The organism is Peribacillus muralis (assembly GCF_001645685.2).
Lineage (GTDB): Bacteria > Bacillota > Bacilli > Bacillales > DSM-1321 > Peribacillus > Peribacillus muralis_A.
Genome location: NZ_CP017080.1, coordinates 1485529 through 1499132, shown reverse-complemented (window position 1 = coordinate 1499132; position 13604 = coordinate 1485529). Strand labels below are relative to the sequence as shown.

General features: G+C 42.3%; 12 protein-coding genes and 2 other annotated features. Of the genes, 2 read left to right on the top strand and 10 right to left on the bottom strand.

From position 1 onward, the window contains the following. Positions 1–16: 16 nt before the first annotated feature. The 4 genes from ABE28_RS07200 to ABE28_RS07185 all read right to left on the bottom strand — a co-directional run bounded on the left by ABE28_RS07200 (position 17) and on the right by ABE28_RS07185 (position 4001). Entirely contained in the window at positions 17–622 is a 606-nt protein-coding gene (locus ABE28_RS07200; protein ID WP_064466405.1) for an anthranilate synthase component II, read from the bottom strand. Continuing rightward, positions 619–2013: an anthranilate synthase component I gene (gene trpE, locus ABE28_RS07195; protein ID WP_064466406.1), complete on the bottom strand. Its 1395-nt coding sequence runs from the start codon at positions 2011–2013 to the stop codon at positions 619–621. The genes ABE28_RS07200 and trpE overlap by 4 nt, the downstream gene beginning before the upstream one ends. A gap of 124 nt (positions 2014–2137) precedes the next feature. Beyond that, positions 2138–2374, bottom strand: a binding site (T-box leader). Between the two features lie 39 nt (positions 2375–2413). Further along, positions 2414–2648: a binding site (T-box leader), on the bottom strand. 61 nt (positions 2649–2709) lie between these two features. Then, positions 2710–2982: a UPF0223 family protein gene (locus tag ABE28_RS07190; RefSeq protein ID WP_064466407.1), complete on the bottom strand. Its 273-nt coding sequence runs from the start codon at positions 2980–2982 to the stop codon at positions 2710–2712. 59 nt (positions 2983–3041) lie between these two features. Next, the gene (locus tag ABE28_RS07185) at positions 3042–4001 is read right to left on the bottom strand and encodes an NAD(P)H-dependent flavin oxidoreductase (RefSeq protein WP_064466408.1); all 960 of its coding nucleotides are present in this window, start codon (positions 3999–4001) and stop codon (positions 3042–3044) included. Positions 4002–4395: 394 nt separating this feature from the next. On the opposite strand from ABE28_RS07185, the gene ABE28_RS07180 reads away from it, so the two are divergent. Further along, a complete protein-coding gene (locus ABE28_RS07180; RefSeq protein ID WP_064466409.1) occupies positions 4396–5853 on the top strand; it encodes an aminotransferase class I/II-fold pyridoxal phosphate-dependent enzyme in 1458 nt (485 codons plus the stop codon). 157 nt (positions 5854–6010) lie between these two features. Here ABE28_RS07180 and ABE28_RS24400 read toward each other — a convergent pair whose 3' ends face one another. Beyond that, a complete protein-coding gene (locus ABE28_RS24400; RefSeq protein WP_083231985.1) occupies positions 6011–6136 on the bottom strand; it encodes a GapA-binding peptide SR1P in 126 nt (41 codons plus the stop codon). Between the two features lie 354 nt (positions 6137–6490). Here ABE28_RS24400 and ABE28_RS07175 point away from each other — a divergent pair, with 354 nt between their 5' ends. Continuing rightward, positions 6491–6925 (top strand): DUF1885 family protein, encoded by a 435-nt coding sequence (locus ABE28_RS07175; protein ID WP_064466410.1) that lies wholly within the window; start codon positions 6491–6493, stop codon positions 6923–6925. A gap of 27 nt (positions 6926–6952) precedes the next feature. On the opposite strand, the gene ABE28_RS07170 is transcribed toward ABE28_RS07175, so the two are convergent. The 5 genes from ABE28_RS07170 to pdhA all read right to left on the bottom strand — a co-directional run bounded on the left by ABE28_RS07170 (position 6953) and on the right by pdhA (position 13354). After that, the gene (locus ABE28_RS07170) at positions 6953–7780 is read right to left on the bottom strand and encodes a polysaccharide deacetylase family protein (protein WP_064466411.1); all 828 of its coding nucleotides are present in this window, start codon (positions 7778–7780) and stop codon (positions 6953–6955) included. Between the two features lie 576 nt (positions 7781–8356). Continuing rightward, entirely contained in the window at positions 8357–9769 is a 1413-nt protein-coding gene (gene lpdA, locus ABE28_RS07160) for a dihydrolipoyl dehydrogenase (RefSeq protein ID WP_061144109.1), read from the bottom strand. A gap of 3 nt (positions 9770–9772) precedes the next feature. Then, the gene (locus ABE28_RS07155; RefSeq protein ID WP_064466412.1) at positions 9773–11137 is read right to left on the bottom strand and encodes a dihydrolipoamide acetyltransferase family protein; all 1365 of its coding nucleotides are present in this window, start codon (positions 11135–11137) and stop codon (positions 9773–9775) included. Positions 11138–11257: 120 nt separating this feature from the next. After that, entirely contained in the window at positions 11258–12235 is a 978-nt protein-coding gene (locus tag ABE28_RS07150) for an alpha-ketoacid dehydrogenase subunit beta (RefSeq protein ID WP_064466413.1), read from the bottom strand. A 3-nt stretch (positions 12236–12238) separates the two neighbouring features. Further along, positions 12239–13354, bottom strand: coding sequence for a pyruvate dehydrogenase (acetyl-transferring) E1 component subunit alpha (gene pdhA, locus ABE28_RS07145; protein ID WP_064466414.1), 1116 nt, complete (start codon positions 13352–13354; stop codon positions 12239–12241). Positions 13355–13604: the final 250 nt, after the last annotated feature.

Genomic DNA, 13604 nt, shown 5'->3' with positions numbered 1-13604 from the left:
AGTCGTCTTTTTGAATTTATAAAATGGATTGATTCTTTTCTGATTGAAAGGACCTGGCAATCCCATAAAATTCATGCAATAATTCCTTGCCGATTTTCGTCCCGATGGATTCAGGGTGGAACTGCAGACCGTATAAGGGGAACTCATCATGCTGCAAGGCCATGATCTCCCCATCATCCACCGCTGCGGCCGTGACAATCAATTCTTTTGGCAAACTTGCTCTTTCCACTACTAGGGAGTGGTAACGCATGACAGGAAATTGCACATCCTGATTAACGAATACCCCAGATCCATCATGCTCGATGACCGAGGTTTTCCCGTGCATGATATGTTGTGCCCCAATCACGTTTGCCCCAAAGGCTGCACCAATGGCCTGATGCCCGAGACAAATGCCCAAAAGCGGAATCTCCTTATGAAAATGTCGGATGATTTCCATACTGATACCAGCATCTTCCGGCCGTCCAGGTCCCGGGGATATGACAATTGCCATTGGATTCATTTCCTCGATTTCAGCTATGGTTATTTCGTCATTCCTTTTTACGTTGATGTCTTTCTCCACTTCCCCTATATATTGATAAAGGTTGTATGTGAACGAGTCGTAGTTATCAATCAATAAAATCATTTTCTGTGTACCTCCATTAGAGCACGCGCTTTATTTTGTGTTTCCTCATATTCCGTTTTTGGGTCCGAATCATATACGATTCCTGCACCCGCCTGTACATAGGCGTTGCCATCTTTAATGATCATCGTCCGAATCGCTAAAGCCATATCCATATCCCCTCCGAAGCCCATGAATCCTATCGAGCCGGAATATATCCCGCGTTTGCAATTCTCCAGATCATTGATCAGCTCCATCGCCCGAATCTTCGGGGCACCCGATACAGTCCCTGCTGGAAGGCAGGCGGAAAGTGCATCCAAACTCGTGAACCCTTCTCTAAGCTTACCGCTTACCTTCGAAGCAATATGCATCACATGCTGATATCTTTGAATTTCCATTTCCTCGGTAAGGTGAATTGATCCTATTTCACATACCCTTCCAAGATCATTTCTTCCTAAATCGACAAGCATCCTATGTTCAGCAAGTTCCTTTTCATCCATCAACAAGCTTCTTTCAAAGCCTTCATCTTCTTCATGCGTTTTCCCTCTTGGACGTGTGCCGGCAATCGGGTTAACATGGACAATTCCTGATGAAACACTGATCAAGCTTTCTGGAGAAGATCCTAGGATCGTATACTCACCAAATTCGATATAAAACATATAAGGGGAGGGGTTGGCTAGACGCAGACGGCGGTATGCATCGAAAGGCTTCCCACCGAATCCAGCTTTAAACCTTTGCGATAAAACCACCTGAAACACCTCTCCTGCCACGATCGCTTCTTTGACTTCTCTCACCATATTTTCGAATTCTTCTTGGGTAAAATTCGATTCGAATTCCAAATATTCCGACGATATTTCCTCTGACGGTATATTGGCTTTATTAATTGTTTCCTTCATCTGCGACAAGCTTTTTTCACTGTCTTCCTCAGCAGTCAGCAAGTGAATCTTCTGTATCACATGATCGAATATATACAGTTCCTTAAAAAAAAGAAAATGGGCATCCGGCATTTGCAGAGAGTCAGGGGGCACCGAGCCTATATTTTCAAATAGGCGGATGATATCATATCCCATATACCCGATCGCTCCCCCATTAAATGGCGGAATAGTTACCGGGGCGCCCCTTGTCTCCACCAACAACTCACTTTTCAGAAATTCAATGATGTTAGTGTCCTTTTCCGTTTCCCCACCTGTCTTAAGATCTTTTACAATAACGTTGCCAGCAAGCGATGTAACCTCCAAATACGGATTAGAACCTAAGTATGAGTATCGCCCATTGTCATGATGGGAATTAGAGCTCTCCAATAAAAACCTTTGTTGCCCATCTAATTTCTGAAATATGGCGATGGGTGTATGAATATCACCTTCCATGGTTTCCATCATGAAGCGAAGCATCTTTTTTTCATTCAAGTCGTTCATCGAAAATCCCCTCCATATTCTTAACAAGACATTTATAACTCTATTTCAACCTAATATGCCGACGCTTCTGCCTCAATCGGTTCAAAATCCATAAAAAAATCCCCTGCAAACACAAAATGTGTCTGCAGAGGACGGTATACCGCGGTGCCACCTCAAGTTGGAAAAACGAAGCATTTTTCCCTCTCCAGCAGGAAATCCAAATTTCCTGCCAAACCCTTTAACGGTGGAAGCCGGGTTTCCCTACTACCTTCAAGAAACCACTCATAAGTCCATTCATCCTTTAATATCGTACCGGTTTCCACCTATTCCGGCTCTCTGTGACGAATCTAAAAAGATTACTACTCTTAATCATAGATTTATTTTGATTATCATTTTAAAAAAACGCAAAAAGGCCCCTCATCCAAAGGACGAGGAACCCGTGGTACCACCTTAATTAGCTAATTCAGCTCACTTTACGGCATATCTTCCCATGCCTATCTCCGTTAACGATGAGATAATCGCCAAAGCCTACTCCGTCCATCCGTTTCGGTTTGGGGCTCGGAAGTCCATTCGCTTAAATTCGTCCACCAGTTTTCAGCAACCACTGGTTCTCTGCAGAACTGCATTAAGGTACTCTTCTTCGTCACTGCCTTTATCTTTTTCTTGGTTATTATGTTAAAACAATCTTTTCAGGAAGTCAATAAAGTTTTCAAATAATTATTTCATTTTAACCCAGTCGCCTTCATCGAGCCCCTTTGCCTTCTTTATGACCTGATATGCGGAATAGGTACTGACCGACTCGAACTCGTCCGTATATTTTTTTTCATCCGCCTTACCGGGGACAATTTCCTTGAACCTTCGATAAGCCTTCATGAAAGCTTCCTTTTGGATTTTGTTCTCATAAGCTTTTTCCACCGCTTCAAAAAATTTAATGACATCCACGATTTCATCCGTTGACCAATCAAGGTCCATGGGATATTGATAATCCATATCTTAAACACGCTCCTTCTAGATCGTTTTTTCCTGTTGTCCGGGAGACCATCCATCTGTTAGTCTGCCCACTTCGAGCGAATTGCCTCAGCTTGACCGATAATCCGGCTGAATAACTCAAGCGTCGTCGGAACATCATGTATCAGTCCCATCACTTGCCCAGCCCAGGCGTATCCTTCTTCTTCAACACCATCGTGGATATAGCGCTGATTCGCCTTTCCACTTATGTAATCTTTCAATTGCTCATAGCCGCCGTTTTCTTTTTCAATTTCAAGAATTTTATCCGTCCAGCCATTTGCGATTACCCGGGCTGGTGCACCGATGGACCGCTTAATGATAACGGTATCATTTTCCGTGCCGGAAACCAAGGCATTTTTATATGTTCCATGCGCGTGTACACATTCCTTCACTGCAATGAACCTGGTTCCCATCTCGATCCCCTCTGCTCCAAGTGCCAACGCCGCCATCAAACCGCGTCCATCACCAAAGCCACCAGAGGCAATGACCGGTATCTTCACGGAATCCACGACTTGAGGGATCAAAACAGAGGTTCCGATATCTTCACGCCCCAAATGTCCGCCGCCCTCCTGACCAACCACCATTACCGCATCTGCACCAAGCTGTTCCGCCTTCACTGCCTGCCTTGTCGCTGCAACCAGCACCAGCTTTTTCACCGGAGTGTCCTTGACAAATTCAATAAATGGCCCAGGGTTGCCACCCGTCACGGAAACAGCTGCTACGTCTTCTTTCAAGGCTGCTTCAAGCATATGTTCATAAGGTCTTCCATGCTGCCCAATTGCAAAGTTGACCCCGAATGGTTTATCCGTCAATGCTTTCGTTTTCCTGATTTCATCGACCAATTGCTCTGGACAGTCCAAGGACATCGCCGTTACTTGACCTAGTCCTCCTGCATTTGAGACGGCCGCTGCCAGTTCGGCATAAGCTAAATGAGCCAGACCTCCTTGGACAATCGGGTAATGTATTCCTAGCAAATCGGTGACACGCGTATTCCAATTCAAACTCCCCACTCCCTTTTCATGCCTGGTTTCTATGATATGAAGGCACATTTTCATTATGGCAAATATTGTTTACCCGTTCAATTTTTACACTCCGCACATTCCACCTATATAAAATAAAATCCTGCAACGATCATATTCACATGAGATCCATTGTTCAATTTCATCTTTTCATTCTTGCCATTCACACCAGGAACAAAATGGTTTTTCATGCTACGAAGTAAATTGATGCTAGGCATTTATAATAAGACGTGCTATAATTCATTTGTTTTATGTCTTTCCATGTACTGATTAACTCGTATTGTTTCAAAATCGGATACACATCCGATTCTTATAGAAAGGGAGTCATCCTCCCCCATATTCCGTATCTAATCTATTGAAAAGGGGCCACAAAGAATTGTCACAGAATGAAACACCCTTATACTCTGCGTTATTGCAGCATGCCAAAAAAAATCCCGTTCAATTCCATATTCCCGGTCATAAAAAAGGAAAAGGAATGGATGCCGATTTTCGTGAATTCATTGGAGAAAATGCACTATCCATAGATTTAATCAATATTGCCCCGCTTGATGACCTCCATCAGCCGAAAGGGATCATTAAACAAGCACAGGACTTAGCTGCCAGAGCTTTCGGGGCCGATCACACATTCTTTTCCGTTCAAGGAACAAGCGGAGCCATCATGACGATGGTGATGACGGTTTGCGGTCCAGGGGATAAAATCATCGTACCAAGGAACGTACATAAATCCGTCATGTCTGCGATTGTCTTTTCGGGAGCGGTTCCTGTTTTCATCAATCCTGAAATAGATAAGGATTTAGGCATTTCACACGGAATCACCATCGAGGCCGTTGAAAAGACGTTAAAGGAGCATAGTGATGCAAAAGGATTGCTTGTAATCAACCCTACCTATTTCGGCATTTCAGCTGATTTGCAGAAAATCGTCGAAATTGCTCATTCCTACGAAATTCCTGTTCTCGTTGATGAAGCGCATGGAGTCCACATCCACTTCCATGAAGACCTTCCGATGTCAGCCATGCAGGCCGGGGCTGATATGGCCGCAACTAGTGTTCATAAACTTGGAGGTTCGCTTACGGGAAGTTCGATTTTAAATGTGAGAGATGGATTGGTATCTGCGAATCGGGTTCAAGCGATTTTGAGCATGCTCACTACCACATCAACCTCCTACATCCTTTTAGCTTCCCTGGACACGGCTAGAAGACAGCTTGCGACCGTAGGAAGGCAAATGATCGATGAGGCCATCAATCTTGCAGGATACATCAGGGAGGCCGTAAATGAGATCCCTTATTTATACTGTGTCGGAAGCGAAATTCTCGGAAGTAAGGCTGCTTTTAGTTATGACCCTACAAAGTTGATCATTTCAATCAAGGAATTGAATATTACCGGATACGATGTCGAAAAATGGCTTCGTGAAAAGCATAATATCGAAGTGGAACTTTCCGATTTGTATAATATCCTTTGTTTGATCACTCCTGGGGACTCCAAAACGGAAGCTGACCTGTTGATTGCTGCTCTTAAGGATCTTTCCGATGAGTTTAAGGAAATGGCAGCTGAACATGAAAAAATCGAAGTTCTCCTTCCTGATACACCACCGCTTGCCCTATCTCCAAGGGAGGCTTTTTATGCTGAAACCGAGGTGGTTCCGATCGAGGAATCCGTCGGAAAAATCAGTGCAGAATTCATCATGGTATATCCCCCGGGGATCCCGATCTTTATACCTGGTGAACTGATTACGGAAGATAATATCAGTTATATCCAAAAGAATATCGAGGCCGGCCTGCCTGTCCAAGGCCCAGAGGATCCAGAGATTAAATATTTACGCATCATTAAAAACTGATTGAATCCACAGACCAGAGCGGTTGTCCGCCCTGGTTTTTTTATATATATTAAGTTCTAAAACGCATACCGATTGGATTCTCAAAAAAAAAAATGCCTCAGAGTCAAACTCCTGAAGCACTCTTGAATTCTATTATTCTTATCGAAGATTTTCCATATTATTTCTGAGAGGCAGCTGTATCACAGCTTTGGCAGTTGTGATTGTGTGTATAAAGTACACTTACTTTTTCATCTTCAAAATGTTCAATCGTGCTATTGCAAGTTTGACATACGATAGTTCCCATTTTTACAACCCCTTCCTCTATATTGTATGCAACATTCCACTAATGTAACCGCTTTAAATGAATTATAATATAACACATTTATAATTTCAAGCAAAAAAAGTATAACATATTTAACTTTTCCGTTCATTCATTCAAAGGCAGTTACAAAAGGATCTTTTCCTTCATTTAATCCCATTTCCATTGGACACGGCATCCTTTAGGCAAAAACTTCGCAGGAACATCGATTATGGCTCCCTACCTTAACCAAAAAAGGTAAAAAGTAATTTTACCATTAAATATACATATAGATAAGTATATAAATCAACCAAAAAATGTTAATATATTGTTAAAACCTAGAGATTAAGGGGGATCGCAATGACAGAAAATGCGTATATCAAGCTTGTTCCGGAGTCAGTTAAAGCGACCGTAACCATAGAAGATGTAAAAGAATTGCTGACTTATTATCAAATGATCACGGCAAAAACCGGAAAGCAATTGGATTGGGACTACGATAAGAAAGCATTCCCTTATGAAATGAAGGTTCCTGAAAGAATGAAAGATAAGGTCATATACCTCCAAGCCAAAGAAGATCGTTACCACATGATCTTGATAGGAGTAGACAAGGAAGTCATTAAGGATGAAGACGGACTTGAGCGGATCCAATCTTATATCCAGTTCACCCTTCCCGAAACGGCAACCTTCGGGGACAAAGGCAAAGCAAATGAATTATGCAAGTTCCTTGCAAAGAAATTAAAGGCACAGCTCCATCTCTTTAATAAGCGGGTAATGTACTATTATCCAAGGAAATGAAAAAACCTGCAAAAGCTGATAATCAGCTCATGCAGGAGTTTCAATCGATTCAGGATCAAGCATCTCATAGCCTTTCTTTTGAAAACCTTTCACAATATCCTCTATCGCTTCACTCGTCCATTTACGGTCATGCATAAGGAGGTTCGCACCATTTCCTAAATAAGGACTATTCAACATGATCTCTGTTAATGCATTTTTATCCTGATATTCCTTTTCCCAATCATATCCGTATGTCCAATTCATGACCAACATTTTTTCTTCCTCGGCAATTTTTTTCGAATGATCGGTATTCGACCCAAACGGCGCCCTGAAAAACCTAGGGCGTTCCCCTATAATGCCTTCAACCAAATTATTCAATTTGACGATTTCCCGCTCTTGTTCCTTTTCCGTTAATTCCTTTAAATTCACATGGGAATATGTATGGTTACCTATTGGAAAACCCAGTTCATGAATTTCCTTCAACATCGCTTTATTTTCATCATTTTCAAGAAAATGACCATTGACGAAAAATATTGCCGGGACCTTAAGCCGATGAAGGGTTTTAGCAATCTCTAGGGAATATTTATCCGGAGCATCATCAAATGTCAACAGAACAACCTTTGGATCTGCATCCCCAATCGGTTGAAATGACCACGTATCTTTATTGACCCTGTATTCCGGCTTAACCTTTTCCTCCGTATTTGCTTTGGGTGCTTCTTCCTGCTCTTTTTTCTCTGGCTGGCTTTCATCTTGGACGGATGCTGTCGTTTCCATGCTTTTTTTCTGTTCTTTTTCCGCGTGATCCGAATCTTTGCCATTACAGGCAATTAGTGAAATGGATATACATACTAATAATACTGCTACTTTGTTGATCATGATACCTCCGTGGTTTCGTGTGTCTTTGCCGGCCTTGAAAAATTCAATAAACGGGTACTAACGTCTCTAAAAGGATTTGTAACAGTCCATAGCATAATAAGCTTATCACAGTAACAAGCATAGTTCGCTTATTGGATTTCAAAATCATTTTACCAATGTAAATGGCTAAATATGAAAAAACCAAAAACATGAATACCTTGAAGACAAACCGATCATTAACAGAAAGCCATTCAACCAGTGTATAGCCACTCCATACGATTAGTTGAAAGAGGATTACCAGATAGTTTTTCAAGTGATCCACCCCATTTTCCAATGAATAAACCAGGCCCAATATTGTCAAAAAGCAATCACTCCATGTTCAGCACATTGCTCATCTTATTTTTTATCCTCTTTTGCCATATTCAAACCTTTTGGAGTAAAAAAGTAAAAAGCCTTTATATAGCATATGCCCAATTTGTCCTTTTCATTTAAATAGTATAAAGAAAATCTTAAATCGGTGAACCATCTTTCATTTTTCATGAACCGATCCAATCAAAAAAGCGTGCTGCATGAAGCAGCACGCTAATATTGATTAAATTATTTAATGATATGAATAGGAGTTCCAAGGGCCACTTCAGCAGCTTCCATTGTAATTTCCCCTAGAGTTGGATGCGCATGGATCGTCATCGCGATATCTTCTGCAGTCATTCCCGCTTCGATAGCCAAGCCAAGTTCAGCGATCATATCAGATGCGTTTGGCCCTGCGATTTGTGCTCCAATAACCAATCCATCTTCTTTGCGAGTGATTAGCTTCACAAATCCATCTGTATTGTTTAAAGAAAGAGCGCGTCCATTTGCAGCGAATGGGAACTTGGAAGCAAGCGCTTCGATTCCAGCTTCCTTCGCTTCTTTTTCATTGTAACCGACAGATGCAAGTTCCGGTTCTGAGAATACAACAGCCGGAATGGCAAGGTAGTCGATTTCTGATGAATGTCCAGCAATGGCTTCAGCTGCAATCTTACCTTCGTAAGAAGCTTTATGAGCCAATTGAGGTCCAGAAACGATATCACCGATCGCATAAATGTTTTTTACGCTTGTACGGCATTGTTTATCCGTTTCGATCAAACCGCGGTCCGTCATTTTGATTCCGACTTGCTCAAGACCGATCTCGGCAGTATTAGGACGGCGTCCCACAGTTACCAATACGTAATCAGCTTCGACTTTTTTCTCTTCGCCTTTTGCTTCATAAGTAACGGTTACGCCTGTTTCAGTTTCTTCCACGCCTTTAGCATTTGCTTTTGTAACAATTTCAGCACCTTTGTTCTTGAGGTTGCGTTTAACTAGTGCTGCCATTTGCTTTTCAAAACCAGCTGAAAGAATTTCTTCCGTACCTTCAAGGATGGTCACTTTAGTGCCAAAGCTTGCGAATGCTCCGCCAAGCTCAGTACCAATGTAGCCTCCGCCGATTACCACCATTGATTTTGGAACTTCATCCAAAGCAAGGGCGCCAGTCGAGTTAATTACGCGCTTCGTATATTTAAATGACGGAATCTCGATTGGCGATGAACCAGTTGCGATGATAGCGTTTTTGAATGTATATGTTTGAGCTGAGTCTTCATTCATAACACGGATGCTGTTTTCATCAACGAAATACGCTTCGCCTGTCACGACCTCCACATTATTGCCTTTTAGCAGACCGCTGACGCCGCCTGTTAATTTTTTTACAACAGTACCTTTCCAAGCTTGTACTTTAGAAAAATCAACAGAAACTTTTTCTGCAAAGATCCCCATGTCTTCTGAATGCTGAGCTTCATGGAAACGGTGTCCCGCTGAAATTAAAGCTTTGGATGGGATACAGCCTACATTCAAGCAAACTCCGCCGATCGTTCCTTTTTCAACGACCGTTACTTTCTGTCCAAGCTGTGCTGCACGAATTGCTGCAACATATCCCCCTGGGCCTGAACCGATCACTAAAGTATCTGTTTCGATTGGAAAATCTCCTACAACCATTATTTACGCCTCCATTAACAATAATTCTGGGTCGTTCAATAACTTTTTGATATGATTCAATGCATTTTGAGCTGTTGCTCCATCAATCATGCGGTGATCAAAGCTCAGTGATAATGCCAGAACTGGAGCGGCGATAATTTCCCCGTCGCGTACAATTGCTTTTTCGGCAATGCGTCCAATACCTAGAATGGCAACTTCTGGGTGATTGATTACAGGTGTGAACCATTGGCCGCCTGCGGAACCGATATTCGTGATTGAGCATGAAGCACCCTTCATTTCGTTAGGAGCCAATTTCCCATCACGAGCTTTTGTGGCTAATTCATTAATTTCTTGTGAAATAGCAAAAGGTGATTTACGATCTGCATCTTTAACAACAGGAACGAGCAAGCCTTTGTCTGTATCTGCCGCAATTCCGATATTGTAATAGTGTTTATGGATAATCTCACTAGCCTCATCATCAAATGATGTGTTAAGCATAGGGAATTCACGCAATGCACTTGTTAACGCTTTAACAACATAAGGAAGGAATGTAAGCTTGATTCCTTTTGCAGCAGCAACATCCTTGAATTTCTTGCGATGAGCGACGAGTAGCGTCACATCGATTTCATCCATCAATGTTACATGCGGAGCTGTCTGCTTGGATTTAACCATCGCTTTAGCGATCGCTTTTCTCATGCCGCTCATTTTCTCGCGTGTTTCAGGATATTGCCCTTCTGGAATTGACACTTTAGATTTTTCGGTCGTTTCCTTTTCACTTTGTTGTTGTGAAGCTTCACTTTCAGCTACTGGCTGCTGTGGAGCAGCGGATTTGCCATTTTTGAAAGCATCGATGTCCTCTTTCATGATACGGCCGTTATCCCCAGAACCAGAAACCTCACGAATGTTTACCCCTTGTTCGCGTGCATATTTCCTAACAGAAGGCATGGCGATGATACGTCGCGAAGGATCTACCTCAACCTGTGGTTGTTCTCCCGCGCCCGTTTCTGCACTATTAGCTTGGTCCGGAGCAGCCTCTTTCTTGACTTCTTGTCCAGCTTCAGCCGTAGCTTGAACCTGAGCCTCCGTATCCTTATCGCTTTCGGCCTTCTCTTCGTCTCCATGATCCCCTTTAAACTGAAGGTTTTCATAACCTGGAGCGTCGAATTTCACAAGAACATCACCAACAACGGCAACCGTTCCTTCTTCAACAAGAATTTCTTCCACCGTACCTTCAACAGGTGATGGGATTTCTACAACGGCTTTATCGTTTTGAACCTCGCAAAGCACGTCATCCTCTTGAATCTTATCTCCTGGTTTAACAAACCATTTCACTATTTCACCTTCGTGTATACCTTCTCCGATATCTGGGAGTCTAAATTGGAATGCCACTGAGTTCAACCTCCTATATTAAATCATACTTAGTGCTTCGAATAAAGTCCTTTATCTTGCATTTCATTATTGCTAATTCTTTCTCAAGCAAGCACTTTCATTCGCATTACTTAAGATAAGTTAAAACTTTAAGACTTTAGTCGCCGTTTCCATAATGTCTTTATAATTAGGTAGCCATACCGTTTCAGCTTGAGAGAACGGGAATACCGTATCGGCAGCTGCCACTCTCAATACAGGAGCATCCAAGCTCAAAATGGCACGTTCGTTAATTTCTGCAACAACATTAGCCGCTATACCAGCTTGTTTTTGTGCTTCTTGAACAACGATGGCGCGTCCCGTTTTTTCAACAGAACCAATGATTGTTTCAATATCAAGTGGAGATACAGTCCTTAAATCGACAACCTCAACCGAATGACCATCCTTGGCCAATTCTTCCGCTGCCTTGATGGATTCCTGTACCATCGCACCGTAAGTTATAATGGATAAATCCGTTCCTTCTCTTTTAACATCCGCTTTTCCTAACGGAATTGTATACTCTTCTTCAGGAACTTCCTGACGGAACGAGCGGTACAATTTCATATGCTCTAGGAAAATGACGGGATCGTTGTCGCGAATAGCTGAAATCAATAAGCCTTTTGCATCGTAAGGCGTTGAAGGGATGACTACTTTTAAACCTGGTTGCTGGGCCATTAAACCTTCTAAACTATCCGCATGCATTTCAGGAGTATGCACTCCGCCTCCGAATGGTGAACGAATCGTAACAGGTGCACTGTAGCGTCCGCCTGAACGGTAGCGCATACGGGCAAGCTGACCGCTTACGGAGTCCATTACTTCATATATGAATCCGAAGAATTGAATTTCAGGAACAGCACGGAAACCTTGTAAAGAAAGACCGACCGCTAATCCACCGATTCCAGATTCAGCAAGAGGTGTGTCAAATACACGATCTTCGCCGAATTCTTTTTGAAGATTTTCGGTTGCACGGAATACTCCACCATTAAGACCGACATCTTCTCCAAAAACGAGTACGTTTTCGTCATTTTTAAGTTCTGTACGTAATGCTTCTGTAATTGCTTGGATCATCGTCAATTGAGCCATGGCTTACTTCGACTCCTTCTCTTTATAAATTTCATATTGTTCTTTTAGGTTGTAAGGCATTTCTTCGAACATGTTTTCAATAAGGTCAGTAACTTTTTGCTTAGGTTCTGCATCTGCCTTCTTGATTGCCTCTTTGATATCTTCTTTAGCTTTTTCTATCGTTTCGTTCTCTAATTCTTCATTCCAAAGATTTTTGCTTTCCAAGAACTTACGGAAACGAACCAATGGGTCTTTCAGTTCCCACTCATTATCCATGTCGGAAGTACGGTAGCGTGTCGGATCATCTCCAGCCATCGTATGTGGTCCATAACGGTACGTCAATGTTTCGATCAGTGTAGGGCCCTCGCCATTAATTGCACGTTCACGCGCTTCCTTAACGGCAGTATAAACGGCCAATGCATCCATCCCATCAACTTGAATACCCGGAATACCTGCAGCCACACCCTTTTGTGCTAATGTTTTCGCCGCAGATTGCAAATCAACTGGAGTTGAGATCGCGAAACGGTTATTTTGCACGATGAAGATAGCCGGCGCTTTAAATGCACCCGCAAAGTTGATTCCTTCATAGAAGTCACCTTGTGAAGTACCGCCATCACCTGTATAAGTGATCGCTACCGCTTTTTTACCGCGTTTTTTCAGTCCAAGCGCTACGCCAGCCGCTTGAATATATTGAGCCCCGATAATGATTTGCGGTGAAATGACATTAACATCCTCAGGAATTTGATTACCTTTGAAATGTCCGCGGGAGAATAAGAACGCTTGCCATAATGGCAGGCCATGCCAAACGATTTGCGGAACATCACGATAGCCTGGAAGAATGAAATCCTCTTTCTCCAATGCATATTGGGACGCGATTTGAGAAGCCTCTTGACCGGCAGTCGGTGCATAGAACCCTAACCGTCCTTGGCGATTCAATGAGATTGAACGTTGATCCAAAATACGTGTATAAACCATACGACGCATCAATTCTTGCAACTGGTCATCACTTAGATCAGGCATTGCCGCTTCATTAACGACTTCTCCCTCTTCGTTTATGATTTGAAAAGTTTCAAATTGTTCTTCCACTTTCTTAAGCTGATCCTGAACATTAATTTTAGCTTGTTTCGTTTTTTGAGCCATTTGGCACCTCATCCTTTCATTAAAAAGGTTTGTGATTATTCTTCTACAAAGCAAAGATAGTTTGCTTTTTAGCTTCTTCAACAATCCATTGAATTATTTTTCCCTTAAGACCAATCCCTCAAACGTGGATACGCTTAATATGCTTCAATCTTAATCTGTACCATAAAAAAAATCAAGGAAAATGATACAAGGGATATCTAAATATAAATTTACAAGGTGATTTAGTAACAGTCAATGTCTTGAAGTCGCT